At 71.4% G+C, this 24622-nt stretch carries 24 protein-coding genes; 11 read left to right on the plus strand and 13 right to left on the minus strand.

Annotated features, from left to right (window positions below; translation table 11 throughout):
- The first annotated feature begins 41 nt into the window (after nt 1-41).
- A complete protein-coding gene (locus ACWEN0_RS17715; protein ID WP_451974365.1) occupies nt 42-1253 on the plus strand; it encodes an alpha-hydroxy acid oxidase in 1212 nt (403 codons plus the stop codon).
- On the opposite strand, the gene ACWEN0_RS17720 is transcribed toward ACWEN0_RS17715, so the two are convergent.
- The gene (locus tag ACWEN0_RS17720) at nt 1250-1993 is read right to left on the minus strand and encodes an SDR family oxidoreductase (RefSeq protein WP_451974367.1); all 744 of its coding nucleotides are present in this window, start codon (nt 1991-1993) and stop codon (nt 1250-1252) included. The two genes, ACWEN0_RS17715 and ACWEN0_RS17720, sit on opposite strands and share 4 nt — an antisense overlap.
- 83 nt (nt 1994-2076) lie before the next feature.
- Here ACWEN0_RS17720 and ACWEN0_RS17725 point away from each other — a divergent pair, with 83 nt between their 5' ends.
- Both ACWEN0_RS17725 and ACWEN0_RS17730 read left to right on the plus strand, forming a co-directional pair.
- Nucleotides 2077-2670: a TetR/AcrR family transcriptional regulator gene (locus ACWEN0_RS17725; RefSeq protein ID WP_451974369.1), complete on the plus strand. Its 594-nt coding sequence runs from the start codon at nt 2077-2079 to the stop codon at nt 2668-2670.
- A 110-nt stretch (nt 2671-2780) separates the two neighbouring features.
- The gene (locus tag ACWEN0_RS17730) at nt 2781-4391 is read left to right on the plus strand and encodes an L-lactate permease (RefSeq protein WP_451974371.1); all 1611 of its coding nucleotides are present in this window, start codon (nt 2781-2783) and stop codon (nt 4389-4391) included.
- Here the strand turns inward: ACWEN0_RS17730 and ACWEN0_RS17735 are convergent.
- The 4 genes from ACWEN0_RS17735 to ACWEN0_RS17750 all read right to left on the minus strand — a co-directional run bounded on the left by ACWEN0_RS17735 (nt 4372) and on the right by ACWEN0_RS17750 (nt 8406).
- The gene (locus tag ACWEN0_RS17735) at nt 4372-5004 is read right to left on the minus strand and encodes a nicotinamide mononucleotide transporter family protein (protein ID WP_451974373.1); all 633 of its coding nucleotides are present in this window, start codon (nt 5002-5004) and stop codon (nt 4372-4374) included. The genes ACWEN0_RS17730 and ACWEN0_RS17735 overlap by 20 nt on opposite strands.
- A gap of 195 nt (nt 5005-5199) precedes the next feature.
- Nucleotides 5200-5973, minus strand: a complete 774-nt coding sequence (locus ACWEN0_RS17740) for a mechanosensitive ion channel family protein (protein WP_451974375.1) — start codon at nt 5971-5973, stop codon at nt 5200-5202.
- A 307-nt stretch (nt 5974-6280) separates the two neighbouring features.
- A complete protein-coding gene (locus tag ACWEN0_RS17745; RefSeq protein ID WP_451974377.1) occupies nt 6281-7504 on the minus strand; it encodes an ABC transporter permease in 1224 nt (407 codons plus the stop codon).
- Nucleotides 7501-8406 carry an ABC transporter ATP-binding protein gene (locus tag ACWEN0_RS17750; protein WP_451974379.1) on the minus strand — a complete coding sequence of 302 codons (906 nt, stop codon included), beginning with the start codon at nt 8404-8406 and terminating at the stop codon, nt 7501-7503. Before ACWEN0_RS17750 ends, ACWEN0_RS17745 begins: the two co-directional genes overlap by 4 nt.
- Before the next feature lie 118 nt (nt 8407-8524).
- On the opposite strand from ACWEN0_RS17750, the gene ACWEN0_RS17755 reads away from it, so the two are divergent.
- The 5 genes from ACWEN0_RS17755 to ACWEN0_RS17775 all read left to right on the plus strand — a co-directional run bounded on the left by ACWEN0_RS17755 (nt 8525) and on the right by ACWEN0_RS17775 (nt 13399).
- Nucleotides 8525-9733 carry a PucR family transcriptional regulator gene (locus tag ACWEN0_RS17755; RefSeq protein ID WP_451974381.1) on the plus strand — a complete coding sequence of 403 codons (1209 nt, stop codon included), beginning with the start codon at nt 8525-8527 and terminating at the stop codon, nt 9731-9733.
- Nucleotides 9734-9892: 159 nt separating this feature from the next.
- Nucleotides 9893-10816, plus strand: a complete 924-nt coding sequence (locus tag ACWEN0_RS17760) for an ACP S-malonyltransferase (protein WP_451974383.1) — start codon at nt 9893-9895, stop codon at nt 10814-10816.
- Nucleotides 10813-11796 carry a beta-ketoacyl-ACP synthase III gene (locus tag ACWEN0_RS17765; RefSeq protein ID WP_451974385.1) on the plus strand — a complete coding sequence of 328 codons (984 nt, stop codon included), beginning with the start codon at nt 10813-10815 and terminating at the stop codon, nt 11794-11796. Before ACWEN0_RS17760 ends, ACWEN0_RS17765 begins: the two co-directional genes overlap by 4 nt.
- Nucleotides 11797-11873: 77 nt before the next feature.
- Entirely contained in the window at nt 11874-12119 is a 246-nt protein-coding gene (locus tag ACWEN0_RS17770; RefSeq protein ID WP_004559006.1) for an acyl carrier protein, read from the plus strand.
- 29 nt (nt 12120-12148) lie between these two features.
- Nucleotides 12149-13399, plus strand: a complete 1251-nt coding sequence (locus ACWEN0_RS17775; RefSeq protein WP_451974387.1) for a beta-ketoacyl-[acyl-carrier-protein] synthase family protein — start codon at nt 12149-12151, stop codon at nt 13397-13399.
- A gap of 56 nt (nt 13400-13455) precedes the next feature.
- On the opposite strand, the gene ACWEN0_RS17780 is transcribed toward ACWEN0_RS17775, so the two are convergent.
- Nucleotides 13456-14046 carry a hypothetical protein gene (locus ACWEN0_RS17780; RefSeq protein ID WP_451974389.1) on the minus strand — a complete coding sequence of 197 codons (591 nt, stop codon included), beginning with the start codon at nt 14044-14046 and terminating at the stop codon, nt 13456-13458.
- 52 nt (nt 14047-14098) lie between these two features.
- Complete coding sequence (locus tag ACWEN0_RS17785) at nt 14099-14602, minus strand: DUF3145 domain-containing protein (protein WP_451974391.1); 504 nt, start codon at nt 14600-14602, stop codon at nt 14099-14101.
- 273 nt (nt 14603-14875) lie between these two features.
- On the opposite strand from ACWEN0_RS17785, the gene ACWEN0_RS17790 reads away from it, so the two are divergent.
- Nucleotides 14876-17059, plus strand: a complete 2184-nt coding sequence (locus tag ACWEN0_RS17790) for a hypothetical protein (protein ID WP_451974393.1) — start codon at nt 14876-14878, stop codon at nt 17057-17059.
- 1 nt (nt 17060) lies between these two features.
- Here ACWEN0_RS17790 and ACWEN0_RS17795 read toward each other — a convergent pair whose 3' ends face one another.
- A complete protein-coding gene (locus ACWEN0_RS17795) occupies nt 17061-18455 on the minus strand; it encodes a dihydrolipoyl dehydrogenase family protein (RefSeq protein ID WP_451974395.1) in 1395 nt (464 codons plus the stop codon).
- Nucleotides 18456-18595: 140 nt separating this feature from the next.
- Here ACWEN0_RS17795 and ACWEN0_RS17800 point away from each other — a divergent pair, with 140 nt between their 5' ends.
- The gene (locus ACWEN0_RS17800) at nt 18596-19036 is read left to right on the plus strand and encodes an Lsr2 dimerization domain-containing protein (RefSeq protein ID WP_451974397.1); all 441 of its coding nucleotides are present in this window, start codon (nt 18596-18598) and stop codon (nt 19034-19036) included.
- A 19-nt stretch (nt 19037-19055) separates the two neighbouring features.
- Here ACWEN0_RS17800 and ACWEN0_RS17805 read toward each other — a convergent pair whose 3' ends face one another.
- The 5 genes from ACWEN0_RS17805 to ACWEN0_RS17825 all read right to left on the minus strand — a co-directional run bounded on the left by ACWEN0_RS17805 (nt 19056) and on the right by ACWEN0_RS17825 (nt 23456).
- A complete protein-coding gene (locus tag ACWEN0_RS17805) occupies nt 19056-19787 on the minus strand; it encodes a lipoate--protein ligase family protein (RefSeq protein WP_451974399.1) in 732 nt (243 codons plus the stop codon).
- The gene (locus ACWEN0_RS17810; RefSeq protein ID WP_451974401.1) at nt 19784-21172 is read right to left on the minus strand and encodes an NAD(P)(+) transhydrogenase (Re/Si-specific) subunit beta; all 1389 of its coding nucleotides are present in this window, start codon (nt 21170-21172) and stop codon (nt 19784-19786) included. Before ACWEN0_RS17810 ends, ACWEN0_RS17805 begins: the two co-directional genes overlap by 4 nt.
- A complete protein-coding gene (locus tag ACWEN0_RS17815; protein ID WP_290054394.1) occupies nt 21169-21471 on the minus strand; it encodes an NAD(P) transhydrogenase subunit alpha in 303 nt (100 codons plus the stop codon). Before ACWEN0_RS17815 ends, ACWEN0_RS17810 begins: the two co-directional genes overlap by 4 nt.
- A gap of 5 nt (nt 21472-21476) precedes the next feature.
- Nucleotides 21477-22589, minus strand: coding sequence for a Re/Si-specific NAD(P)(+) transhydrogenase subunit alpha (locus ACWEN0_RS17820; RefSeq protein WP_451974403.1), 1113 nt, complete (start codon nt 22587-22589; stop codon nt 21477-21479).
- Nucleotides 22590-22802: 213 nt separating this feature from the next.
- Nucleotides 22803-23456 (minus strand): TetR family transcriptional regulator, encoded by a 654-nt coding sequence (locus tag ACWEN0_RS17825; RefSeq protein WP_451974405.1) that lies wholly within the window; start codon nt 23454-23456, stop codon nt 22803-22805.
- Between the two features lie 91 nt (nt 23457-23547).
- On the opposite strand from ACWEN0_RS17825, the gene ACWEN0_RS17830 reads away from it, so the two are divergent.
- Nucleotides 23548-24615 (plus strand): ferredoxin reductase, encoded by a 1068-nt coding sequence (locus tag ACWEN0_RS17830; RefSeq protein ID WP_451974407.1) that lies wholly within the window; start codon nt 23548-23550, stop codon nt 24613-24615.
- Nucleotides 24616-24622: the final 7 nt, after the last annotated feature.

The raw sequence follows: 24622 nt of genomic DNA on the forward strand, positions 1-24622 counted from the left end.
CGATGTCTGCCGGGTCCCGCTCGCTTAGGGAGTTGATGAGGGTGACGAAGCGCCGACTGCCCAAGCCGGACGAGCTGAAGCAGATCCTGCGGCCGAAGCCGATCGTGCTGAACCCGACCGACCGGCGGCTGGCGAACGCCCACACCATCGCCGACCTGCGGATGATCGCCCGCAAGCGGACCCCGCGGGCGGCGTTCGACTACACCGACGGCGCCGCCGAGCTCGAGGACAGCCTGCGCCGGGCGCGGCAGGCCTACCGGCGCGTCGAGTTCCACCCGAACGTGCTGCGCGGGGTGTCCGATGTGGACACCACCCGCGAGATCCTGGGCAAGACGTCGGCGCTGCCGTTCGCCTTCGCCCCCACCGGGTTCACGCGGATGATGCAGCACGAAGGCGAGAGCGCGGTCGCGCGCGTCGCCGAGCGAAACGGCATCCCGATGGGCCTCTCGACGATGGCGACGACGTCGATCGAGGACCTGGCCGCGGCCGCGCCGGGCGCCCGCAAGTGGTTCCAGCTCTACGTCTGGCGCGACCACGGCGCCGGTGAAGATCTGATGAATCGGGCGTGGGAGCACGGCTTCGACACGCTGATGCTGACCGTGGACACCCCGGTCGGCGGCGCGCGCCTGCGGGATGTCCGCAACGGCCTGACCATCCCGCCCGCGTTGACGCTCAAGACGTTCCTCGACGGCGCGACGCACCCGGCGTGGTGGTTCAACCTGCTGACCACCGAGCCGCTGCAGTTCGCTTCGCTCACCCACTTCGGCGGCACGGTCGCCGAGCTGCTGAACAAGCTGTTCGACCCGACGCTGAACTTCGACGACCTCGACTGGGTGCGCCGCACCTGGCCCGGGAAGCTCGTGGTGAAGGGCGTCCAGAACGTCGACGACGCGCGGGACGTCGTGAAACACGGCGCCGACGCGGTGCTGATCTCGAACCACGGCGGCCGCCAGCTCGACCGCGCCCCGACGCCCCTGGAGCTGCTGCCCGCGGTGCTGGACGAGCTCCAGGGCGGCGCCGAGGTGTGGATCGACACGGGCATCCTGTCCGGCGGCGACATCGTCGCGGCGATCGCCCGCGGCGCCGACGCGGTGCTGGTCGGCCGCGCGTTCCTCTACGGCCTGATGGCCGGCGGCGAGCGCGGCGTCCAGCGGTGCGTCGACATCCTGCGGACCGAGATGGTCCGCACGATGCAGTTGCTCGGCGTCCGGACGCTGAAGGACCTGACGCCGAGCCACGCCACCCTGCGTTAGACCTGCGCCTGGCCGCCGTCGACGAAGAACTCGACGCCGTTGACGAAGCTCGCCTCGTCGGTGGCCAGGAACAGCGCCGCCGCGGCGATCTCCGCCGGGTCGCCGATCCGGCCCAGCGGGACCGCGTCCGTCATCCGCTCCACCATCGCCTGCTGCGCATCCGGTTCGGCCAGGCCGAGCAGGCCCGGGGTGAGCGTCGGCCCCGGGCTCAGGACGTTCACGCGCACGCCACGGCCCTGCAGGTCGAGCGCCCAGGTGCGGGCGAAGTTGCGGACGGCGGCCTTCGTCGACGCGTAGACGCTCATGCCGGGCGCCACCCGAGTCGACGTGGTCGAGCCGATGATGACGACCGATGCCTTCTCGTTGAGCAGCGGCAACGCCTTCTGCACGGTGAACAACACGCCTTTGACGTTCGTGCCGAAGGTGACGTCGAACTGCTCCTCGGTGATCTCGCCGAGCGGGGCGTTGACGCCGCTGCCGGAGTTGGCCACCACGACGTCCAGGCCGCGGCCGCGTTCGGCGATCGCGCGGTAGACCTCGTCCAGGTCGGCGAGGTCCGACGAGTCGGCGCGGATCGCCTGCACCGAACCGCCGATCTCGGCGACGGCGTCGTCGAGGACCTCCTTGCGCCGCCCGGTGATCACGACGTGCGCGCCCTCCGCGGCGAACCGCTTCGCGATGCCCAGGCCGATGCCGGTCCCGGCGCCGGTCACGAGGGCGGTCTTGTTCGCCAGCTTCACGATGTCCTCCCGAATTCTTGACTGCCTCGTCCAGAACCTACGCCGTTCTGGACGAGACAGTCAAGAATGCCTATCCTGAAGTCATGGCGAGACCGCGGAGCTTCGACGAAGGCGCGGTCCTGCGCACGGCGCGGGACCGGTTCTGGTCGACCGGCTACGCGGGCACGAAGATCGACGACATCGCCGCCGCGACCGGCCTCGGCAAGGGCAGCCTCTACGGCGCCTTCGGCGACAAGCACGCCCTGTTCGTGCGCGTCTTCGCCGACCACTGCGCCACCGCCGTCGAGGGCGCGCGACGCCGGCTCGAAGGCCCCGACAGCGAGGCCTACCAGCGGCTGCGCGACTACGTCCTGGCCGACGCCGAAGCCGTCGCCGCGGACGCCATCCACCGCGGCTGCCTCATCGCGAAGACCGCCGCCGAGTGCGCCGAGCACGACCCCGAGATCGCGGCCCGCGCCCATCAGGCGTTCCGCGAGCTGAACGGCCTGCTGACGGCCTGCGTCGCCGGCGCCCAGCGCGCGGACGACATCGCCGAGGGCCACGAACCGGCCCGGCTGGCCGGCCTCCTGCTGGCGACCCTGCGCGGCATCGAAGCCCTCGGCAAGGGCGGCTGCGACCAGGCCGACCTGCTCGGCATCGCCGAAACCGCCCTCGCCGTGCTGCCGGTCAGCCGCTGACCGACTGGGCCAACCGGTCTCAACTTCTTGACGGACCGACTGGTTTGTGACGAAGATCTCGGGCACCCGCCGAAAGGCCGTTTTCGCATCGTGGAAAACGGAGGTCGCCCGTGTTCGTGCAAGACCTGACTCCCCTCGGTTCGCTGGGCCTGTCGGCGCTCGTCGCCGTGCTGCCGCTCGCCACCGTCCTCGTCCTCCTCGGCGTCGTCCGGATGCGGGCGCACCACGCCGCCCTGATCGGGCTGCTCGTCGCGCTCGTCGTCGGGATCGCCGCGTACGGCATGCCGGTCGTCCAGGCCGTCTCCGGCGCGCTGTCGGGCGCCGCGTTCGGGCTGTGGCCGATCATGTGGATCGTCGTCAACGCGCTGTGGATCTACCGGCTCACCGTGCGGACCGGGCACTTCGACGTCCTGCGCCGCTCGTTCGGCCGGATCTCCGACGACCCGCGCATCCAGGCGCTGATCATCGCCTTCTGCTTCGGCGCGCTGATGGAGGCCCTGGCGGGCTTCGGCGCACCGGTCGCGATCAGCGCCGTGATGCTGGTGGCCGTCGGCTTCCACCCGGTGAAGGCCGCGGTCGTCGCGCTGGTGGCGAACACCGCACCGGTCGCGTTCGGCGCCATGGGCACCCCGGTCGTCACGCTCGCCCAGGTGACCGGGCTGCCGCTGGAGCAGGTCTCCTCGATCGTCGGCCGCCAGACGCCGCTGCTCGCGCTGGTCGTGCCGCTGCTGCTGGTGATCATCGTCGACGGCAAGCGCGGCCTGAAGGACACCTGGCTGCCCGCGCTGGTCTGCGGCGTCGCGTTCGGGCTGGTGCAGTTCCTCGCGTCCAACTACGTTTCGCCGCAGCTGGCCGACATCGCCGCCGCGCTCGCCGGCGCGGCCGCGCTCGTGGCCCTCCCCCAGATCCGCCGCCCGGCGCCGGAAGCCGTCCGGATCGGCATGGGCGGGACGGCGACCGAGGAAGCACCGCCGGAGGATTCACGCACCGACGTCGTGAAGGCGTACCTGCCGTACGCGCTGATCATCGTGATCTTCTCGCTGGCCGTGCTGCCGCCGGTCAAGAAGCTGCTCGACAAGGCGACCTGGAAGTTCCACTGGCCCGGGCTGAACGTCGCCGGGCCGAACGGGAAACCGGTGTCCGGCAACACGTTCTCGCTGCCGTTCCTCAACACCGGCGGGACGCTCGTGCTGCTCGCCGGCATCCTGACGGCGGCGATCCTGGCCGTCTCGGCGGGCGGCGCCGCGAGCGAGTGGGGCGCGACCGTGAAGGAGCTGCGGTTCGCGATCCTGACCGTGACCGGGGTGCTCGCCTTGGCCTACGTGATGAACCTGTCCGGCCAGACGAGCACGATCGGCACGTTCATCGCGGCCGCCGGCAGCGGGCTGGCGTTCCTCTCGCCGGTGCTGGGCTGGTTCGGCGTCGCCGTCTCGGGCTCGGACACGTCGGCGAACGCGTTGTTCGGCGCGCTGCAGGTGACCGCGGCGAACAAGACCGGCCTGCCCGCCGACCTGCTGGCCGCGGCCAACAGCTCGGGCGGCGTGCTCGGCAAGATGGTCTCGCCGCAGAACCTCACGATCGCCTGCGTCGCGGCGAACCTGCCGGGCGAAGAGGGCAAGCTGCTGCGGAAGGTGCTCCCGTGGAGCCTGGGGCTGCTGCTGGTGATGTGCCTGATCGTGCTCGGGCAGAGCACGCCGGTGCTCAGCTGGATGCTGCCATGACGCTTTGCCCGACCCGCTTGGCCGAGCGGTTCCAGCTCCACCAGCCGTGGATGACGAGCCCGGCGAAGACGATGTAGATCGCGGCCGAGAAGTACAGCCCGGACGAGATCTGCAGCGGCACGCCGATCGCGTCGACGACCAGCCAGACCAGCCAGAACTCGACGAGCCCGGCCCCCTGCGCCCCGAAGGCGACCAGGGTGCCGACGAAGATGGCGGCGTCCGGCCACGGCGCCCAGGACGCGTTCAGCGCGTCGAGCACCAAGGCCATCACGGTGGTGCCGGCGACGAAGGCGCCGAGCATGGCGAGTCGTTCGGCGAGCCGCCCCTGCCGCACGACGACGCCGAAGACCGGGTCCTGCCGGCGCGTCCAGGCCCACCAGCCGTAGACGGAGATGGCGAGGATGGCGACCTGCCGGGCGGCGAGCCCGCCGAGGTGCGCGGAGACGTAGACGGCGAAGAGCAACACGGTGGCCCCGACCTGCACGGGCCACGTCCACAGGGTGCGACGCTGCGCGAGGAACACGACGGCGAGCGCGAACACCTGCCCGGCGAGCTCCGCGATCGAGATCCACTGGCCGAGCACCGTGATTCCGTGGTGCAGCAAGAAATCCACGTGACGCCCCTTTCGTCCTACCGCACCCAACATGCTCCGGGGGTGGTGAATTCCCTAGGAACTGTGAGCGGCGGAACATCCCGGACCGTGGGACGCCGGCCGGGTGAGGCGAAAAGACCGGGTGGGGCGAAAAGACCGGGGCGGGCCCGGCGCCTTCCTCGTCCGCCGGACCCGCCCCGAAACCGTTCGAAAACCTCAGCCCTGCGGGCGCGGCGTGCCCGCCGGCGGGGTCGGGGTGTTGTCGGCGCCGACCGGGACGCGCGGGGCGGCGCTGGTGCCCATCTCGCCCGTGCGCTGCTTCGGCGTCTCCATCTGGTGCTCCATGTTCGCGATCCAGCCGCGCCAGCGGTCCTGCGCCGGCTTGATCAGGCCGCCGCCGAAGCCGACCACGATGACGCCGCCGATCGTCGCCAGCACCGCGATCAGGAGCGGGCCGGTGATCGTCGTCGCGATGTTCACCTGGCCGAGCGCCGCGATGATGCCGAACGCCATGATCAGCCAGTAGGCGGCCAGCGACAGCGGGCGAGCGGCCCCGCGGCCGGACAGCGCCGACGCGACGACGTCACGCACGACCTTCGCGATGGCCGCCGCGACCACCACCAGCACCAGCGCCACCAGGATCCGCGGCAGGAACGCGATGATGTCGTTGAGCAGCTGGCTCACCGGGTTCGTCGGCCCGAAGACGCCGAACGCCAGCTGCAGCGCGATCAGCAGGATGAAGTAGTAGACCAGTTTCACGAGGATCCCGGTCGCGTCGATCTTCTGCTGGCCGACCGTTCCGCTCAGGCCGGTCTTCTCCACGAGCTTCCCGAACCCGACTTTCGCGAGGACGAGCCCCAAGGCTTTCGAGACGGCCTTCGCGATCAGCCAGCCGATCAGCAGGATGATCAGGAATCCGACGAGTTTCGGGACGAACGTGGCCACCAGGTTCCACGCTTGCCCGAGCCCGTCCTTCAGTTGCTGGCCCATACCGATCCCTCCACGGTTTTTGCGCCGAATCGCCACGCAACGATTCGGGTTGGTGGCGCTGTGTTGCACCGGATCGTTGATCAGGTACCCAGCGTCGGCAACTCGTGCGCCCCACGATCGAGTGAGACGACTGGCGCGCGAAGATCAGCGATGGCCATACTGGTTTCACCGGTGGGGACCGGGGAGACGAGGCCGTCCGGCGCAGCGAAAACCGCGAGCGCCGGGCGGCCTCGAGCATTTACCGGACGTAAAGAACCGGCCCCCGGACACCGAAGCGTCCGAGGGCCGGATGAACAACCGGGAAACGTCAGGCGGCGCGCAAGGCGTCCCGCAGCTTCACCTTCGCGCCGGTGCGCATCACGGCGTTGCGGTAGATCCGCGCGGCCAGCCAGATCAGCCCCGGAATCATCAGCACCACCAGCACCACCGACAACGCGGCTTCCCACACCGGCACGCCGCCCATCGCCAGCCGGATCGGCATCAGCGTCGGCGAGAACACCGGGATCACGGAAAGCACCTCGACGAACGTGCTGCCCGGATTCGACGGCAGCACCGAAATGCCGATCACGTACCCGGCGATCACGAACATCAGCGCCGGCATCGTCGCCCCGCCGACGTCCTCCTGACGGGAAACCAGGGCACCGAGCGCGGCGAACACGATCGAGTACATGAAGAACCCGAGCAGGTACCAGACGATCAGCCAGACGACCGTGCCGACGGCCGAGGAAAGCGAGAGGTCCGGCAAAGCTCCGGTCGCCAGCGCGGCCACCATTCCGCCGACGCCGATGACGACCATCTGGATCAGCCCGACCACCCCGATGCCGAGCACCTTCCCGGCCATCAGCTGCCACGGCTTGATCGTCGACAGCAGCAGTTCGACGACCCGCGACGTCTTCTCCTCGACGACGCCCTGCGCCACGCTCTGGCCGTTGATCATCAGCGACAGGTAGATGAGGATGCCGGCGGCGATGCCGAGCCCCAGCTGCGTGCCGTTGTAGTCGTACGGCTGTTCCAGCGGCGGGTCTTCGACGTACTTCGCCGACGCGACGGCGGCCTTGAAGCGCGCCGGGTCGCCGCCCAGGCTCGTGATCTGCCGGTCGATCGCCACCTGCTGGGACAGCAGCTGCAGCACGTTGGCCAGCTTGCCGTCGAGGTCCTTCTTCACCTGGACGTGCACGGTCCTGCCGTCGCCGGTGAGGAGCGCGTCGATCGAGCCGTCGGCCAGCTTCGCGCGCCCGGCGGCCTCGTCGGAGACCTGGGTGACGTCGATCTTCTCGCCGACCGTCTGCCCGCCGGCCTGCAGCGGCGCGGAGAGCGGGGCGGTCGCCGCCGTGTAGCCGACGGTCGCGTCGGCGCCGCTGCCGCCGGAGATCAGCTTGAGCAGCAGGATCCCGGCCACGATCAGCACCAGCATGACGACGGTGGCGACGCGGAAGGCCTTCGACTTGACCCGGGTGGTGATCTCGCGGGAGGCGACCAGGCCCACCGCCGCCATCGGGCTCATCCGGACGTCGGGAACCGGGGCGCTCATGCGGGGACCTCCACGGTCACGACGGAACGGAACAGGTCGGCCAGCGACGGTTGTTCGCGGGCGAACTCGCGCACAGGCCCGGTGGCCAGCGCGGCCTTGAGGACGTCCTGGTCGTCGGCGCCGTCGCCGAGTTCGAGCTCGGTCACCGGGCCCGAGTGGCCCAGCACCTTCACCCCGGCCAGGCCGTCGGCCCAGCCCTCGGGGGCCTCGGGTGCGTCGACCCGCAGCCGGACCGTGCCGCCGGCCCGCAGCTCGCCGACGGTGCCCTTGGCCACCATCTGTCCACTCCGGACGATCCCGACGCGGTCGCAGAGCCGCTCGACCAGGTCGAGCTGGTGGCTGGAGAACACGACCGGCACGCCTTCGGCGGCCTTTTCCTTGAGCACCTGGCTCATCACGTCGACCGCGACCGGGTCGAGCCCCGAGAACGGCTCGTCGAGCACCAGGATCCGCGGCTCGTGCACGAGCGCCGCGGCCAGCTGGACGCGCTGCTGGTTGCCCAGGCTGAGCTTCTGGACCTCGTCGTCGCGGCGGGCGGCGACCCCGAGCCGTTCGGTCCACTTCTCCGCCGACTTCCGCGCGTCCGCGGCCGACATGCCGTGCAGGCGCGCGAGGTACGTCAGCTGCTCGGCGACGACCATCTTCGGGTAGAGGCCGCGTTCTTCCGGCATGTACCCGATGTGGCGCCGCGTTTCGTGCGTCACGGGCTCGCCGTCGTAACGGACTTCGCCCGCGTCGGCGGAAAGCACGCCGAGCGCGATCCGCATGGTCGTGGTCTTGCCCGCGCCGTTGCTGCCGACGAAGCCGAACAATTCACCCGGCCGGACGTCGAACGTCATTTCGTGCAGAGCCACCACGTCGCCGAAGCGTTTGGAGATCCTGTCGATCTCTAAACCGGTCATTCCGGTTCCCCCATTCCTGTGTGGTGCCGATCCTAGGCAGTACGAAGACGCGCCGCACACCACCCGACGTTGCCACCGGGGCTGCGAAAGTTGCGAGCCACGTAGGATCGCCTACGCCATGGAAGGAACCCCGCGCCCGGTGCCGAAGCACCACGGACTGTCCGCGAAGACGCTCCGGCGGCTGGAGCACGCGTCCGGCAGCCTGGCGAGCGCGAGCATCGCGGTGATGGAGCGGCGGCTGCCGTGGTTCGCCCGGCTCCCGGCCGACCAGCGCGCGAGCGTGCTGCTGATCACCCAGGCGGGCGCGGCGGGCTTCGTCGACTGGCTGCGGGACTCGAAGGAAGCGCTGAAGCTGACGACCGAAGCGTTCCGCGACGCACCGGCCGAGCTCTCGCGGTGGGTGAGCCTGCGCCAGGCGGTCGGGATGGTGCGGCTCGCCATCGAAGTGTTCGAGGAGCAGCTGCCCGAGTTCGCCGCGAACGAAGCGGAACGGGCCACCCTGATCGAAGGAATCCTGCGCTACGGCCGGGAAATCGCGTTCGCGGCGGCGAATTCCTACGCCGCGGCGGCCGAAGCGCGCGGCGCGTGGGACGCCCGGCTGGAGGCGCTGGTCGTCGACGGCATCGTCCGTGGCGACGCGGAGGAGTCCGTGCTTTCGCGCGCGACGGCGCTCGGCTGGGAGCCGACCGCCGCGGCGACGGTCCTGGTCGGCAACCCGCCGTCGGAGGACCCGCCGACGGTGGTGTTCGAGGTCCGCAGCCGCGCCGCCCGCGTCGGCCGCGCGGTGCTGCTTTCGGTGCAGGGCTCCCGGCTGGTGGTCGTGGTGGGCGGCCCGACCGACGGCGGGGTCAAGGAACGGGAGATCCTCGCCCGGATGTCGGTGGCGTTCGCCGACGGCCCGGTGGTCGCCGGCCCGACCGTGCCGACGCTCGCCGAGGCGCACCACAGCGCGACGGAGGCCCTGTCCGGCCTGCGGGCGGTGGTCGGCTGGCCGGGCGCGCCCCGGCCGGTCCGCTCGGCCGACCTGCTGCCCGAGCGGGCGCTCTCGGGCGACGCCGAGGCGGAACGCCTCCTGGTGGACCGGATCGCGCGTCCGCTGGAAGAGGCGGGCCCGACGCTGCAGCGCACGGTCGAGGCGTACCTGGAGAGCGGCGGAGTGCTGGAGACGTGCGCCAAGACGCTGTTCGTCCACCCGAACACGGTCCGGTACCGGCTGCGGAAGGCGGCGGAGCTGACGGGCTGCCAGGCGACCGACCCCCGGGACGCGCTGGTGCTGCGGATCGCGCTCACGGTGGGCAGGCTGGCCCGCGCCCGCGGCCTCTGGTGACGCTCGGCGCGTGACCCAGATTACAGTGAACCCGACAAGGCTTCCGGGTTACGAGCGAGCTCGTCCGGCGCGTCTTTGGAGGGTTCCGACAAAGACGCCGGGCAGACACTGTGAGCGTCGGCATCCCCGGAAACGCCCTCTCCCGTGTTGTCTTGAAGGGTGACAGCAGCAGTCCTCGCTCCCGGTCAGGGGTCCCAGGCCCCCGGTATGTTCACGCCCTGGCTCGACCTCGACGGCGCCCGCGAACGCGTCGCCCAGTGGTCCGAGCGCGCGGGGCTCGACCTGCTCCGCCTCGGCACCGAGGCCGACGCCGACGAGATCCAGGACACGGCGGTGGCGCAGCCACTGATCGTCGCGCTGTCGCTGCTCACCTTCGAGCACCTCCAGGCCACCGCGCCGGTCCCCGCGGACGCGCCGGTCGCCGGGCACTCCGTCGGCGAGCTCGCCGCCGCCGCGATCGCCGGGGTGCTCGAGCCCGCCGACGCCGTCGCGCTCGCCGCCGTCCGCGGCGCGGAGATGGCGAAGGCGTGCGCGCTCGAACCGACGTCGATGGCCGCGGTCATGCTCGGGGACCCCGAGCAGGTCGTCGCGTGGCTGGCCGAGCAGGGCCTGACCGCGGCGAACCGCAACGGAGCGGGGCAGATCGTCGCCTCCGGCGCCGCCGACGCCATCGCGAAGATCGTCGCCGAGCCCCTCGAAGGCACGAAGATCCGGGCCCTCAAGGTGGCCGGCGCGTTCCACACGCAGTACATGGCGCCCGCCGAAGAGGCGATGCGCGCCCACGCCGCCGAGCTGACCCCGGCCGACCCCACCCGCCCGCTGCTGTCGAACGCCGACGGCGCGGTCGTCACCAGCGGAGCCGAGTACCTGGAGCGCCTCGTCGCGCAGGTCACCCGCTCGGTCCGCTGGGACCTGACGATGGACGGCCTGGTCTCGCTCGGCGTCACCCGCACCGTCGAACTCGCGCCCGCGGGCACCCTGACCGGCCTGGTCAAGCGGCAGCTCAAGGGCGTCGTCACCACTACCACCGCGCTGAAGACGCCGGCCGAGCTGGCCGCGCTGCGCCAGGAGGACGCCTCGTGACCGACCGACCCACCCTGAGCCTCAACCCCGGCTCGCGCGGCAGCCGCGTGCTGGGCATCGGCAGCGCGCAGCCCGAGAAGGTCGTCACCAACGACGACCTCTCGAAGATCATGGACACCAACGACGAGTGGATCCAGACGCGCGTCGGCATCATCGAGCGCCGGTTCGCCGAGAAGGACGAGTCGCTCACCGACTTCGCCGTCGCCGCCGGCAAGGCCGCCCTCGAGGACGCCGGGGTCGACCCGTCCGAAGTGGACACGGTGATCCTGCCGAACTGCACCATGCCGACGCTGATCCCGAACGCCGCCGCCCAGGTGGCCGCGCGGATCGGCATCCCGAGCCCCGGCGCGTTCGACCTCAACGCCGCGTGCGCCGGGTTCTGCTACGGCCTCGGCGTCGCCTCGGACCTGATCCGGGCGGGCTCGGCGAGGAAGGTCCTCGTGATCGGCGCGGAGAAGCTCACCGACTCGGTCGACCCGGTCGACCGGGCCAACGCGATCATCTTCGCGGACGGCGCGGGCGCCGCGGTCGTCGGTGCCTCCGACGAGCCGGGCATCGGCCCGGTCTCCTGGGGCAGCGCGGGCGACCTGGTCGACCTGATCTACATGCGCGACGACAAGTACATCTACCAGGAGGGCCAGTCGGTCTTCCGGTGGGCGACCACGAAGATCGCGCCGATCGCGATGCAGGCGCTCGAGGCCGCCGGGCTCAAGCCGTCCGATGTGGACGTCCTGATCCCGCACCAGGCGAACCTGCGCATCGTCGAGGCGATCGCGAAGAAGCTGCGGGCGCAGGGCGCCCGTGACGACATGGTCGTCGCCGACGACATCAAGTACTCCGGCAACACCTCGTCGGCGTCCATCCCCCTCGCGCTGGACCACATGCGCAAGGCCGGGACGGTCAAGTCCGGCGACGTGGTGCTGGCGGTCGGGTTCGGCGCGGGCCTGTCCTACGCCGGGCAGGCGTTCGTCTGCCCCTGATCACCGTTACGCTCCCCGCGGGCATTCGCCCACGGGCAACACAGAACCCCCAGAAAGACCGAGAAGGGAACAACCCCATGGCTGACAACGCTGAGATCCTCGCCGGCCTCGCCGAGATCGTCGAAGAGGTGGCCGGTGTGGCTCAGGACGACGTCACCGCCGAGAAGTCGTTCGTCGACGACCTGGACATCGACTCGCTGTCGATGGTCGAGATCGCCGTGCAGGCCGAGGACAAGTTCGGCGTCAAGATCCCGGACGACGAGCTCGCCAACCTCAAGACCGTGGGCGACGCCGTGAACTACGTGTCGGCCAACTCGAAGTAAGTCCTCTTCCCCTCCTTGAGGAGACTCAAATGAGCAACATCGACGTCGTGATCACCGGTCTCGGCGCCACCACACCGCTCGGCGGGGACGTCACGTCCACCTGGGACGGTCTGCTGGCCGGGCGGAGCGGGGTCCGGGCGATCGAGGCCGACTGGGTCGAAGAGCTGCAGCTTCCGGTCAAGATCGGCGGCCAGCTGGCCGTCGACCCGGCCGAGGTCCTGCCCCGGGTCCAGGCCCGCCGGCTCGACCGCTGCGAGCAGGTCGCGCTGATCGCCGCCCGCCAGGCGTGGGCCGACGCCGGGTACACGGAGCCGACCGACGAGCACACCGACGTCGATCCCGACCGCCTCGGCGTGTCGATCGGCACCGGCATCGGCGGCCCGGTCACCCTGCTCACCCAGAACGACCTGTTGCACCAGCAGGGTCTCCGCAAGGTGTCGCCGCTGACCGTGCCCATGCTGATGCCGAACGGCCCGGCCGCGCACGTCGGCATCGACCTGAAGGCGCGGGCCGGGGTGCACTCCCCGGCCTCGGCCTGCGCTTCCGGCGCCGAGGGCATCGCCAGCGGCGTGGAGATGATCCGCTCCGGGCGCGCCGACGTCGTGGTCGCCGGGGGTGCCGAGGCGTGCATCCACCCGATCACGCTGGCCGGCTTCGCCCAGGCCCGCACGGTGTCCACGCGCAACGACGACCCGGCGAGCGCGTCGCGGCCGTTCGACGCGAACCGCGACGGCTTCGTCCTCGGCGAGGGCGCCGGCGTGGTCATCCTTGAGCGCGCTGACCAGGCGCGGGCCCGCGGGGCGCGCGTCTACGCGACGATCGCCGGGCACGGCATCACCTCGGACGCCTACCACATCACGGGCAACCACCCCGAGGGCGTCGGCCAGATCGCCGCGATGCGCGCGGCGATGAAGATGGCCGGCGTGACGGCGGCGGACGTCGGGCACGTGAACGCCCACGCGACGTCCACTGTGGTCGGTGACATCGGCGAGGCGGCGGCGATCCGCAACGCGGTCGGGGAACACCCGGTCGTGACGGCGCCGAAGGGCTCGCTCGGCCACCTCGTCGGCGGCGCCGGCGCGGTCGAGGGGATCATCACGATCCTGGCGCTCTACCACGGCATCGTGCCGGCGACCCTGAACCTGACCGACCTGGACCCGCGGGTGCAGCTGGACGTCGTTTCGGGTGAGGCGCGCAAGGTCGACCTGACCGCCGCGATCAGCAACTCGTTCGGCTTCGGCGGGCACAACACCGCGCTGTTGTTCACCCACGCGGCCTGAGTTCCTGCGAAAAAAAGGGGGCCCGGCTTCGGCCGGGCCCCCTTTTCAGCGTCTTTTCAGCACCTCTCGTGCTCGGGTGCCGGCCCGGGGTCGACGGTGTCGATCCGGAGCGAGTTCCGCTCGACGACCACCGGCATCACGAGGCGCCACTTGATGCAGGGCTCCTTGAAGAACTCCGGGGCGTCCTTGGTGTCCTGCACGCTGGTGAACGCGACCAGCACCCGCAGCGACGTGCCGGACCCGCGTTCGATCCGGTAGACCAGCGCGTCGGAGTCCCTTGTGGACTTGACACCGGCCCGCCACGCGGCAGGCGGCTGCTGCGCGGCCCGCTCACTGCTGACGGTCTGGGTCCACTGCTGGTAGTTCTTGGCGTTGATGGCCCCGAAGTACGTCTCGAGGAGCTTGCGGACGGCGTCGGCCTGCGGGTGTGCCAGCGCGTCGTCGGTCATCCGCACCGGGCCCGTCGGCGCGGGTACGCCCCCGGCCGGCGACGAGGTGGCCGTCGACGCGGTGGTCTCGTCCGCGGGCTGGTCGGGACGGCGGTAGAGCTCACGCGCGAGCAGGCCGCTGCCCACGGTCACGGACAGCACCACGACCACGATGGGCGCCAGCCAGCGCTGGCGGGAGCTGGGGGCGGGGGTGGTCACCCCGCAGAGCGTACCGGCCCGGCGGAGGGCGGTTTCCCCGCCGGGCCACGCGTCAGCCGACCTGGTGCAGCCAGGTGACCGGGGCGCCGTCGCCGGCGTGGCGGTAGGGCTCGAGGGCTTCGTCCCAGCTCGCGGCGAGGAGCTCGTCGAGCTTGTGCGCGAGGGACTCACCCCCGCGGGTCATGGCGACGAGGGCGCGAAGCTGGTCCTCGCCCACCACGATGTCGCCGTTGGCGCTGGTCCGCCCGTGCCACAGGCCGAGGCCGGGCGCGAAGCAGAACCGCTCGCCGTCGAGGCCCGCGCTGGGCTCTTCGGTGACTTCGAACCGAATCATCGGCCACGCCTTGAGCGCGGCCGCCAGCTTGGCGCCGGTGCCCGCGGGCGCGCGCCAGCCGCACTCGGCGCGAAGCTGACCCGGACTGGCCGGCTGCGCCGTCCACTTCAGGTCAACGCGGGCACCCAGGGTGCCCGAAATAGCCCACTCGACGTGCGGACACACCGCAGACGGCGACGAGTGGACGTACACCACACCTCGGGTGCTGCCACGGGTGCTCACTGCTACCTCCGCTTGTTGCTCGACGAGGGACGTCTTCCCCTACGCCCTGACTCGAGCTGCGGTACGGCTTCAGCGCGGCTCCCGAATGCCGCCTCCGATGCGTTGTAGCACATTCTGCACCCCAACCGTGCTGTTTGGCCACATGAACACCACAAGTCACCCGGGGCACCACTTTCGGAGGGCACCCGGCCGCGTCGTCCCCGTGTCGCGCCGGGGATTCGGCCGGGCGCGCTAGCGTGTTGACCCGGAACGACGAGCAGGGAGGGGTTTTCGGTGCGACTGGTGCGCCTGGAGCGGCAGCAGTCCCGGGTCGCCGACGACGTCCGGGCGGCACTGGCGTCCCTGGGCCGCGGCAGCACCGTGATCGGCGGGATCGCGCTGGTGGGTGTCGGCTCGGTGACCGAGCGCCCGATCGAGGCGGTGGTCCTGCTCCCCCACGGGGTGATCATCGTGATCGGCGTCGACCTCCCGGACCCGGCCCTGCGCCTGGAAGCCCCGCTGGGCGCGGAGTGGAAGGCGGACGGCTGGCCCCTGGTGGCCGACGACGACGCGGTCAACCCGGCCACCGAAGCACTGGACATTTCCCAGGCGTGCGAGCAGCGGATCTCGGAACTGGTCCCGGGCACGGCCCCGGTGGGCACGATCGTCGCGGTAGGACCGTACGTGGAGACGGTCGACCAGCCGGCAGGCGACCTGGCCGGCCCGGTCCGGGTGCTCCACCCGACCCCCACGACCATGCTGGCGGCCACGGTCTCCCTGGCCACGGCGCACCGCCCGCGCTCGGTGGACCAGGTACGGGCCCTGATCCGCGGCCTGGCCCCGGAGGCCCCGGAGTTTTCGGACGAAGTCCTGCTGGGCGAGGGATTCAGCAGGTTTTCCGACGACTCACCCCCGGAGTCCCTTTGGGACACGGCCCCACCGGCACCCCGCCAGGCCACACCGCCCGCGGCCCCAACCTCGGCGGGGGCGGCTTCGGCCGGTACGGCTGCGGCCGGTACGACTTCGGCCGGTACGACTTCGGCCGGCACGGCCGAGTGGCACAGCAAGACCCCGGTGCCTGCCGAGCCGGAGCCTGCCGAGCCGGAGCCTGCCGAGCCGGGGCCTGCCGCGCCCGGACCTGCCGGGCTTGCAGCGCCGGGGTCCGCCGAGCGGGGCCCTGCCGAGCCGCGGCCTGCCGGGCTTGCCACGCCGGAGCCCGCCAAGCCGACGCCCGCCGGGCCAGGGCCCACCGAACTTGCCGAGCCCGAGCCTTCCGGGCCCGAGCCTTCCGGGCCCGAGCCTTCCGGGCTGGGGCCTGCCGAGCACGGGCCCGCAGAGCCGGGACCTGCCGAGCGTGCGGAACCCGAGCCCACCGAGTCGGCGGCCGCCAAGCCCGAGCCAGCCAGGCTGGGGCTTGCCGAGCCGGGACCCGCCGCGCCCGAATCCGGCGTGCCAGGGCCTGCCAGGCCCGAGGCGGAGGCGACCGAGGTGGCACCGGAAGCCGATCGTGCCGGGTCGCCGGATGCGCTCGCGGAAACCGGGCGCACGGAGACCATTCCGGTTCCCGCACCGGAGAAAACCTCCACGCTGCCGATCTTCCCCGGCGCGGCGCTGCCACAATCCACCCAGGCGAGTGATGCGAACGCATCGCCGACCGCGGATACGGAGCGAACTGAAAACCTCAGCGTTCCCACGGCGACGCGACCAGTCGAGTCCGAACCTGAGAAAGCCGGCTCCCGGCCGAGCGAGCCCGAGCAGCCGGCCACGCAAGAACACGCGCGGCCCGCGCACGGCCTCTCCCCCGCCGAAGCCGCACCCCCGGACAGCCCGCGGCCCTTCCCCACCCCGCGGCCGCCCGCGCCCACCGAGACCCCGGCCTCGCGGACCGTCCGGTGGCTGCCCCTCGGGGCCATCGGGTTGCTCGCCGCGCTGATCGTTGCCGCCGTTGTCGTGGCCACCTCCGGGGACGACACCGCCGCCGCCCCCGGCACGACCACCCCACCGGCGCCGCCGCCGCGGACGACCGCTTCGGCGCCTCCCGTGCAGAGTCTGCGGTTCGCCCTGCGCGCCGCCGATCACGATCAGCGCTGTGCTTCGCACGCCTTCGGGGATGCCCAGGCCAGCCTGCAGCAGACCAGCTGCTCCGGCGTGCGGCGTGCCTCCTACGCCGTCACCGTCGACGGGCGGGCCGGGGCCGTCACCGTCGGGATCGTCGAGTTTCCCGACGCCGGCCAGGCCGCCGCCTTCAAGGCCGTCGCCGACACGCCCGGTGGGGGCGGGATCCTCGACCTCGCCACCGAGACCGGCAAGTGGGGCGCCACCCCCGCGCCGCGCTTCGAGAACGCCGCCTACGCCTCCAAGGCCGACGGCAACTCCGTGCGGCTCGTCGAAGCCGTGTGGGTGCCGGGACCGTCCACTGCGGACGATCCCGGCCTGGCCCGGGCCGCGAAGGCGGCCCTGGACCTGCCCGCCGAGTGACTCAGAGGCCGTACGCCTCCAGCAGCCGCAGCCACACCTCGCTGATCGTCGGGAACGACGGCACCGCGTGCCATAGCCGGTCCAGCGGCACCTCGGCGACGATCGCAATCGTCGCCGAGTGCAGCAGTTCCGAGACGTCCTGGCCGACGAACGTCACACCGAGCAGCACGTTCCGCTCGGTGTCGACGACGATCCGGGCCTTGCCGGTGTAGCCGTCCGCGTGCAGCGACGAGCCCGCCACCGCGATGTCGATGTCGACGACCCGGTCGGCCGAGCCCGGCCGCGCGTCCGCCAGGCCGACGGCCGCGACCTCCGGGTCGGTGAACACCACCTGCGGCACCGCGTGGTGGTCGGCCGTCGCGGTGAAGGGGCTCCACGCCGCCGACGAGACCGGCTTGCCCGCCGCCAGGGCCGCCACCGTGTCACCCGCCGCGCGGGCGCCGTACTTGCCCTGGTGGGTCAGTGGCGCGCGGCCCGTGACGTCACCCGCCGCGTACAGCCAGCCACCGTCCACTGCGGACACCCGGCCGGTGTCGTCCACCTCCAGCGCGCGGCCGGCCTCGACGCCGATCGCCTCCAGGCCGAGCCGGGCCGTCGCGGGACGCCGGCCGGTCGCGACCAGGAACTCGTCGACGACCAGCACCTCGCCGTCCTTCAGCGTCAGCTCGGTGCCGTCCGAACCCGCCGCGACCCGCTCGACCCCCGACTCCGTGTGCACGTACACGCCCGCCTCGCGCAGCCCGTGCAGCACGAGGTCGCCGGCGAACGCGGCGGTGCGCGGCAGCGGCCGCTCGCCGGTGATCACCAGGTGGACCTCCGAGCCGAGGGTGGCGAACGCCTGCGCCATCTCGACGCCGACCACGCCGCCGCCGAGGACGCCGAGGCGCCGCGGTGCGGACTCCGCCGACGTCGCCTCCCGCGAACCCCACGGCTTGATCGTGTCGAGGCCGGGGATCGACGGCGTGCTGGGCACGCTGCCGGTGCACACGATCACGGCGTGCCGCGCGGTCAGCACGAGGTCGCCGTCGACGGTCACTTCCCGCTCACCGGTGAGCTCGCCGTGCCCGCGGATCGGCTCGATGCCCACGCCCTTGGCCCAGCCGACCTGCCCCGAGTCGTCGCCCTTGCCGGTGAACCAGTCGCGCCGCGCGAAGACCGCGGCGGGGTCGAGCCGGTCGCCGACCGGCACGCCGGGGATCCGCTTCGCCGCGGCGAGGAGGTTTCCCGGCCGCAGCAACGCCTTGCTCGGGATGCACGCCCAATAGGAGCACTCGCCACCGAAGCGCTCGTGCTCGACGAGGGCGACCTTGAGGCCTCCGCGGGCCGCCCGTTCGGCGGCCACCTCCCCCACCGGACCCGCGCCGATCACCACTACGTCAAAAGTCTGTCCAGACATGGCTTCAGCGCACACCACCACGCGGGATCACGCAAGCCAGCGGTTATCCTCGTCGGGAAGCTGCAAGAAGTCGGCGGCCCCGGGTGCCGTCGGCCCCGGTGCGCGCGCGGTTACCACGTTCGGAGCACGGGAGGTTTGTCGTGGCCAGGAACACGGCGGTGCAGGTACTGGATGATCTGACCGGCGACCCCGCCGGGGAGACCGTCGGGTTCGGGCTGGACGGCATCGACTACGACATCGACCTCTCCTTCGCCAACGCCGAGGCGCTGCGCGAGCTGCTGCAGCGCTACGCCGACGCCGGCCGCCGCACCGGTGGCCGCAAGCGCCGGCCGCGGATCGTCCCGGGCGCCAAGAAGCCACGCGCGAAAGCGGCCCCCAAGACGGCCAAGGCGGTCACCGGGCGGCGCACGGCGGCCAAGACCGCGAAGGCCGAGCCCAAGACGACGACCCGCGCGAAGGCGGTCAAGGCGAAGGCCGAGCCCGCGAGGACGACCCGCACGCGCAAGGCCGCGGAGCCGAAGAAGACCACGCGCGCGACGGCGCGAAAGGTGCCCGGCGTCACGTTCTCCGCGGCCGATTAAGTCCACAGTAGACAGAGGGTCAGGCGGCGCGCTGGCTGCCGTCGGCGTGCCAAGAGGGGTAGCGGTAGCGCGTGTGCAGCAGCGCCCGCTGCCGCGCCAGCTCGGCCGCGGACGGCGGGCGCGGCACCAGCGTCCCGAGGATCTGCGACGCCGCCGCCCGCACCGCTGCTTCGACCGACGGGAAGCCGGGACGCAGGCCGTGCTCGGCCAGCGACGCCACCGGGCTGCGGTGGGAGTCGAGCGGCCGCGGGTCCGGCGGCGCGCTCGTCAGGTAGCGGCCGACGAGCGACGCCGACGTCTCGACCAGCAGGGTCGAGTGGGCCAGCAGGCCGGTCTTGGTGCGGAACACGGCGAACCCGCAGAGCTTCGCCTCGCCGACGAACAGGCCGCGGTCGCCGATCCGCGGCACCAGCCCCAGCTGGTCGACGGCGGCGCTCATCACCTTGCCGAGCGTCTCCAGCGGCCGGTCCGTGGGCCCCGGCAGCACCAGCGTCACGTTGAGGTTTCCCGGGTCGTGGAACACCGTGCCGCCGCCGCTCGCCCGCCGCAGCACCGGGACGCCGTCGCGCTCGCACTCCGCGACGCGCACCTCGCGCGCGATCCGCTGCCCGCGCCCCACCACGACGCAAACCGGGTTGCGCCAGAGCCACAGCACCGGTGACTCGGGCGCAACCCGGAGGAGCGCTTCGTCGAACGCCAGGTTTTCGGCCGGATCCGTGAACGCGGCACGGACGTCCGACCCGGTCGTCATAGCGCTTTGAGTTCCTCCACGATTTCGCCCACCGACGACTTGGCGTCCCCGAAGAGCATGCTGGTCTTCGGATCGTAGAACAGGTCGTTGTCGATGCCGGCGAAGCCGGAGCTCATCCCGCGTTTCAACACGATCACGGACCGGCTCTCGTTGACCTTCAGGATCGGCATCCCATAGATCGGCGAGCTCGGGTCGGTCTGCGCGGCCGGGTTGGTGACGTCGTTCGCGCCGATGACCAGCGCGACGTCGGTCTGGGCGAACTCGGAGTTGATCTCGTCCATCTCCTTGAGCTGCTCGTACGGCACGTCGGCCTCGGCGAGCAGCACGTTCATGTGCCCGGGCATGCGGCCGGCCACCGGGTGGATGGCGTAGGCGACCGTGATGCCCTTCTTCTCCAGCAGCTTCGCCATCTCGCGGACGGTGTGCTGCGCCTGCGCCACCGCCATGCCGTAGCCGGGCACCACGACGACCTTGCTGGCGTACGCCATCTGGATCGCGGTGTCGGCCGCGCTGGTCGAGCGCACCGGGCGCTCTTCCTTCGTGCCGCCACCGCCCGAGACCGCCGGGCCGCCGCCGAAGCCGCCCGCGACGATCGCCGGGATGGACCGGTTCATCGCCTTGGCCATCAGGTTCGTCAGGATCGAACCGGACGCCCCGACGATCATGCCGGCCACGATCAGCGCCGTGTTGTCCAGCGCGAGGCCCATCGCCGCGGCCGAGAGCCCGGTGAACGCGTTGAGCAGCGAAATCACGACCGGCATGTCCGCGCCGCCGATCGGCAGCACGACCGTGAGGCCGAGGATGCCCGCCGCGACGAGCAGCCCGACGATCAGGAAGCCGGAGTCGCCGCCCGCGATGATGATCACCGCGCAGGCGAGCGCGATCAGCAGGAGCAGCGCGTTGACCGGCTGCTGCAGCTTGCCCAGCGTGATCGGGCGGCCGCTGATCAGCTCCTGGAGCTTGCCGAACGCGACGTTCGAACCCCAGAACGAGATCGACCCGATGATCGCCGCGAAGAGCGACGCGATCGCGATGTACGCGGGTTCGTGCGCGTAGCCGTCGGTGGAGTTGAACTCGACCCAGGCGATGAGCGCGACCGCGCCACCGCCGACGCCGTTGAACAGGGCCACCATCTGCGGCATCGCGGTCATCTTGACCTTGCGCGCGGACGGGACGCCGACCACCGCGCCGATCGCGACGCCGAGGACGATGAGCAGCCAGTTGCCCATGCCCGGGGTGAGCAGGGTGGCGATGACGGCGATGCCCATGCCGACCGCGGCGATCCAGTTGCCGCGGACCGCGGTGCGCGGGCCGGTCAGGCCCATCAGGCCGTAGATGAAGAGGGCGAACGCGATGATGTAGAGGATCGCGACGAAGTCGGTCACTTGTCGTCCTCCTCGGCCGGAGCGGGCTTCTTGCCCTTGAACATCGACAGCATCCGGTCGGTGACCAGGAACCCGCCGACGACGTTGATCGTGCCGAAGGCGATCGCGATCACCAGCAGGATCTTGTTGAAGACGCCGTCGACGCCGAGGCCCAGCACGACCAGGCCGCCCAGCAGCACGATGCCGTGGATGGCGTTCGTGCCGGACATCAGCGGTGTGTGCAGGGTGTTGGGCACCTTGGAAATGACGGCGAAGCCGACGAACCCGGCCAGCACGAGGACGGCGAGGTTCTGCACCAGCGGACTCACGACGCGCTCCCTTCGCGCCCGGCCACGCAGGCACCGGCGACGATCTCGTCTTCGAAGTTCAGCTCCAGCGCGCCTTCCTTCGTCACGAGCAGTTCGAGCAGCTCGGTGACGTTGCGCGCGTACAGCTCGCTGGCGTGCGAAGGCATTTCGGCGGGCAGGTTCAGCGGGGAGGAGATGGTGACGTCGTGCTCCACGACGTCCTCGCCCGGCTTGGTCAGCTCGCAGTTGCCGCCGGTCTCGCCGGCGAGGTCGACGACGACCGACCCCGCGGGCATGCCCTTGACAGCGTCCGCGGTGACGAGCGTCGGCGCCTTGCGGCCCGGCACCAGCGCGGTGGTGATCACGACGTCGAACTTCGTGATCGCCTCGGTGAGCCGCCGCTGCTGCTCTTCGCGCTCCTCCGCGGTCAGCTCGCGGGCGTACCCGCCCTCGCCGACCGCCTCGATGCCGAGGTCGAGGAACTGCGCGCCGAGCGACTTGACCTGCTCGGCGACCTCGGGCCGGACGTCGTAACCGGTGGTCTGCGCGCCGAGCCGCTTCGCCGTGGCCAGGGCCTGCAGGCCCGCGACGCCGGCGCCGAGCACCAGCACCTTGGCCGGCGGGACGGTGCCCGCCGCGGTGGTGAGCATCGGGAAGAAGCGCGGGAGCTTCTGCGCCGCGAGCAGCACGGCGCGGTAGCCGCCGATGCTGGCCTGCGACGACAGCGCGTCCATCGCCTGCGCCCGGGAGATCCGCGGGATCGCCTCCATCGCGAACGCGCGCAACCCCGCTTCTTCGAGCTTCGCGAGCCCGTCCGGATTGCCGCGCGGGTCGAGGAAGCCGACGAGGACGGCGCCCCGGCTCAGCTTGGCGACCTCTTCCGGCGCGGGTGGGTTCACCTTGACGACGATCGGCGCGCTCCAGGCGTCACCGAGTTCGGCGCCCGCCTGGGTGTACGCGTCGTCACTCAGGTGCGCGCCGGCCCCGGCGCCCGGTTCGACGAGCACGCGCAAACCGCGCTGCGCGAGCCTCCCGACCAGTTTGGGCACCATGGCCACCCGGCGCTCCCCGGGGCGTGACTCGGCCACCACACCCACGGTGAGCTGCTGATGCTGTTCGCTGTCCGCCACACGACCTCCTCATCGGCGAGGCACGATCCGAGGGTTGTACCACGTCGGACCGACACTCCCCAGTGACGTGGGTCGCAAGTCTCGTGGTTGTGCCAGAAGATACGAGCGTCGTGCGGGAAACTGTGAGGACTATTCAGACGTCGGCCGGCGCAAGGTTCCGCCAGGCGCTCCGCCCCCGTGCCGCAGCGCCGGCCTGATCCGAATAGCCCTCATTCAGCGAGTTTTCCAATGGGGGATGCCGAGCAGGATCAGGCGCAGCCGTTTTTCCGCCGTTCCGGTGATTTTCGCGTCTTCACCGGGGCGGGCTTCCAGCAGTTCGACCGTCGTCGTGATCATCACGGAAACGATCAAGTCGGCCAGCATGTGCAGATCTTCGGTGCTCCACGCGCGCAGCGGTGCGAACCGCGCGAGGTCGATCGCGAGATCGCCGGAAAACATCCGGAGTTCGACGGCGATGGACCGCGCGAGCGGGCCGCCGCCGTAGCGCTCGCGCGTCAGGAACCGGAAGTGGTCCTCGTGCGCCCGGACGAACTGGTGGACGGTGGCCACCGAGGCGCTGATCATCCCCTGGTAGGTGTCGGGGTCGGTGCGCGCGGAGCGCATCATGCCGCGCAGCGTGCGCGTCGCCTCTTCGACGAGCGCGATGCCGAGTTCCTCCATCGAGGCGAAGTGCCGGTAGAAGGCCGTCGGCACCAGGCCGGCGCCCTTGGCGACTTCGCGCAGCGAAAGCGTCGCGAAGGGACGGTCGGCCAGCAGCTCGAGGGCCGTGTCCAGCAACGCCTGGCGTGTGCGCTGCTTGCGCTCCTGACGGCTTACCGGCTCCTCCGACACGAGGTCCAGCGTACGGATGTCCACCGCGTTGCTCACGTCACATCCTCCGCGCTCTTCGTTGACAGGCAGTCCACTCCTGCAGTGCACTGTTGAGTGTACAGTCGTTCACTGTAATCGAGGAGGACCGATGACGGCGCTGATCCCCCGGCGGGTGCGCGGCCTCGCCTCGCTGGCCGAGGCGCTGCTGACGCCGCACGGGATGGACCGGTACCTCGAGCTCGTCGACCCGATGCTGGTCCGCCGCGAGATCCGCGGACTGGTCACGGCGGTGCGCAAGCAGACGCCGGACAGCGTCACCTTCACCGTGCGGCCGAGCCGCGCGTGGCCCGGCTTCACCGCCGGGCAGTACGTCCGCCTGCAGGTCGAGATCGACGGCGTCCGGCGCACGCGCTGCTATTCGCCGTGCGGTTCGCAGTACGACGGCGAACTGGAGTTCACGGTCAAGGAGCAGGGCCTGGTTTCCGGGCACCTGAACCGCGGGCTCGGCACCGGCTCGGTGGTCGGTCTGTCCACTCCGGACGGTACGTTCACCCTGCCCGCCGCCCGGCCGGACCGGCTGCTGCTGATCGCCGGCGGCAGCGGCATCACGCCGGTGCTCGCCATGGCCCGGACCCTGGTCGACGAAGGCCACGCGGGCGAGATCGTGTTCGTGCAGTACTCGAACGGGCCGGCCGACGCGCTCTACCGCACCGAACTGGCCGAGCTCGCCGCCCGGCACCCCGGGCTGCGGGTCGTGCACGCCTACACCCACACCCAGGGCGGGGACCTGCGCGGCTTCTTCTCGCCGGAGCACCTCGCGCAGGTCGCGCCCTGGTTCCGCGACGCGGAGGCGTTCGTCTGCGGCCCGAAGCCGCTCATGGACGCCGTTCGCGAGGAGTTGGGTGAACGCGTGCACACCGAGGAGTTCACGCCGCCGGCGTTGACCTTCGACACGTCGGCCGCGGAAGGCCAGGTGCGCTTCAAGCGCAGCGGGCGCGAGTGCGCCAACTCGGGGAAGCCGTTGCTGGAGCAGGCCGAAGAAGCGGGCCTTTCGCCGGAGCACGGCTGCCGGATGGGCATCTGCTTCTCCTGCACCCAGCTCAAGACCGCCGGGCGCGTCCGCAACGCGAAGACGGGCGAGATCTCCGGCGAAGAAGACGAAGAAATCCAGCTCTGTATCTCCGTCCCGGTCGGGGACGTCGAGATCGACGCGTAGGGAGAAC

This window comes from Amycolatopsis sp. NPDC004378, from assembly GCF_053602455.1.